Annotated in this window: 3 protein-coding genes; all 3 read right to left on the bottom strand. The window is 46.2% G+C overall.

Annotation, left to right across the window (positions count from 1 at the left end):
• Positions 1-73 precede the first annotated feature (73 nt).
• A complete protein-coding gene (locus AB3112_RS09995) occupies positions 74-1318 on the bottom strand; it encodes a glutamate-5-semialdehyde dehydrogenase (RefSeq protein WP_084998339.1) in 1245 nt (414 codons plus the stop codon).
• Positions 1311-2126: a glutamate 5-kinase gene (gene proB / locus AB3112_RS09990; protein WP_084974324.1), complete on the bottom strand. Its 816-nt coding sequence runs from the start codon at positions 2124-2126 to the stop codon at positions 1311-1313. Before proB ends, AB3112_RS09995 begins: the two co-directional genes overlap by 8 nt.
• A gap of 254 nt (positions 2127-2380) precedes the next feature.
• The coding region (locus tag AB3112_RS09985) for an N-acetylmuramoyl-L-alanine amidase family protein (RefSeq protein WP_367334412.1) at positions 2381-3202 on the bottom strand (822 nt) is incomplete at its 5' end.

The raw sequence follows: 3202 nt of genomic DNA, 5'->3' as shown, positions 1-3202 counted from the left end.
GCCGGCCATGAAATGCCAAGCCTCTTTGGCGGAAGCAAACCCGCCTTTTGGCACACTCCCTTGTTTTGTTATATTACTGACGAACCTGACCATCGCCTCGAATAACATATTTCGTGGTAGTCAGTTCATTTAATCCCATTGGTCCACGGGCATGGAGCTTTTGGGTGCTGATGCCAATTTCGGCACCGAATCCAAACTCGAAACCGTCTGTGAAACGCGTTGATGCGTTGACGTAGACGCAGGCAGAATCGATTTTGTTCAAGAAATCTTGGCCACTTTGATAATTATCAGAAATGATGACTTCTGAATGACCGGTCGAATAATGGTTAATATGGTCGATTGCTTGTTGTTCATCGTTAACAACCTTGATGGCCATAATTAAGTCATTGTATTCGGTTGACCAATCTTCTTCAGTTGCCGGCTTGATGCTAGAAACGATTCGTTGGCTGGCAGTGTCACCACGAAGTTCAACACCATGGTCAAAAAGGGCTTTGGCAATTGCCGGCAGCATTTTCTCAGCGACGTCTTGGTGAATTAAGACCTTTTCGGCGGCGTTACAGACAGATGGTCGTTGGACCTTGGCATTAACGATGATGTCAATTGCCATCTGGAGTTCGGCATCTTTGTCGACATAAATGTGACAGTTGCCGGCACCTGTCTCGATAACCGGAACAGTCGCATTTTTAACCACGGCGTTGATGAGCCCGGCACCACCACGCGGAATGAGGACATCCACGTACTTGTTTAAATGCATCAACTCATTGGCCGTTTCATGGCTGGTGTCGTGGAGAATTTGAATGCTGTTTTCGTCTAAGTCATGTTGTTTCAAAACGTCTCGCAGGACTTGAGCCAACGCTAAATTACTATGCAGAGCTTCCTTGCCGCCACGAAGAATGACGGCGTTACCACTTTTAAATGTTAAGGCGGATGCATCCACCGTTACGTTTGGGCGGGCTTCAAAGATCATTGCAATCACGCCCAGTGGAACCCGCTTTTTCTCAATATTTAAGCCGGCGTCATTTTGCCAGCCCTTATCGATATTTCCAATCGGGTCGGGCAGGGCGGCCACTTGTTTCAATCCGGTCGCCATGTCGCTGATTCGTTGCCCGGTTAACTTGAGTCGGTCAGTGAATTTTGCCGGCATGTCTGTGGCGTTGGCAATGTCTTTTTGGTTTTCAGCCAGAATTTGGTCGGTATTCTTGATTAAGGCCTCCGCAAAATCGTTGAGGACTTGGTTCTTAGTGACCGTATCCAGTAAGTTTAATTTGTAAGCGGCAGCTTTGGCGTTTTGGCCAATCTTGAGTAATTCATCATTCATGAGTGACACCCTCTCTTTCAAAGATCGTTCCCACGGTTTGTCCAGCTAATATCTTAAAGATAATTCTTGGGTCGGCACCATTTGCCAACACCATCATCCGGTCCTCATCCAACATCCGTTTGGCGGCCAGTAACTTGGTTTGCATGCCGCCGGTACCGAATCGACTTCCGGTGCCGCCAGCAACGCCAAATTCGTTTTCGTCGATTGAATTAACCGTGTCGATCAGGTTGGCATCGGCACATTTGTTGGGATTTTGGTCATAGAAACCGTCGACATCTGATAACACAATCAGCAAATCGGCGTTGACGTGACTGGCCACAATGGCTGACAGCTGATCGTTATCGCCAAAGGTGGTCTTATGGTCCAATTCATCAGTAGCAACCGTATCATTTTCGTTGACGATTGGAATCACGTTGTCCCGCAACAGACAGTCAAAGGTATCCATAACAAATTGTTTACTCTTGGGATAGTCGAAAATGTCGTGGGTCAGCAATACTTGGGCAATATCGGTCAGGTAATGGTCAAAGCGTTGGGTAAACAACGTCATCAACTCAGATTGCCCAATGGCTGCGAGCGCTTGTTGGGCCCCAATTTCAGTTGGTCGCTGCTTAAGGTGCATTTTATTTAACCCGACTCCGATTGCACCGGAAGATACCAGAATTAATTCTTTCCCCTGATTATTTAAGGCACTAAGCGTATATGCCAACTCGTCAAAAGTTTTGAGGTTAATCGATCCGTTTGGGTAGATCAAGCTGCTGGTACCCACCTTAACCACGATTCGTCTTGCATTAATGACCCGCTTATCCATATTCTCCACCCCTATTTTTGTATAAAAAAAGCCTACTTTGAATTGAGACACCCATGACGGGCGGTACCATTCTCATTCAAAGCCAGGCTTCACACTTTTTCTTTATAACGGAAAGTTCCGTGTCTGATTAAGACAATCGTATTGAAGATAGGATTCGTGTCCTTAAACGTCTTTCAGCGAGCGACGCTTTCTCTGTGATCACACTACTTGGTCTTCTAAATTATCGTTATCATATATTAGTCGATAGATGTTTGTCAACTAATAAGATTCAGGGCTTTTTCGTAAACCCAGTATTTCTTGGCGCCGCTATCCGTTGAGAAGGTAATTCGGTACCAATCGTGGCCGTTTGACTTGGTCCCGATATCATCGATATAAACCTCTTTGCCGACAGATGCGCCAACTGAATCCCATGAGTAGGATTTCACTCCGGCACGGGAATTCTTAACATGATTGTATAACCGGTACGACTTGTAGCTGTCTCCTAATGACGCCTGTGAATTTGCTTTCACATATGTGACCTTGTCATATGCTTTTTTCGCTGTTGATGCCGTCAGTGAACCGTGTGCCGACCCGCCTTCTGCTTGAAGGTTGTTGTAAGTCGTCTTCACTAATTGATAAAATTGGGCAAACGTATAGCTTGCGCCAAAGTATTTTTTCCCGGCTGAAGCATAGTAACCAGCTGGATCGGTGTGATTAGTACCGCCCAGATATTTGGAAACACCCCCGTGTGACCAAACGGTTCCTTTACCATCGTACGCCGCATCATTTGGCGTTAACCCATATTTATCAAGAATATACGCCGTGTAATAGGCGGCGTTGGCCATTTCGTGGGCAAATGCCGACTTACTGTGGACCTCAACTTGCTCGAATTGAACAAAGCGCGCGTTGGCCGGGTAACCAGCTCCCCAAGCTAAATAATCCGTGTTGGCAATATTAATGATCCGACTGGCATCGACAAACGTGTGAACAAACGCATTGTTATAGTTCTTTTTCATGTAGGCAATTTCGTTATAGATTGTCGAATTTGGGTTTGCGGTTTCGTGAACCACGACACCCTCGGGCTTGCCAGTGCCTTT

Origin of the sequence: Lentilactobacillus sp. (assembly GCF_040773105.1) — a bacterium.
GTDB lineage: Bacteria > Bacillota > Bacilli > Lactobacillales > Lactobacillaceae > Lentilactobacillus > Lentilactobacillus parabuchneri.
This window is presented reverse-complemented; position numbering and strand designations above follow the sequence as displayed.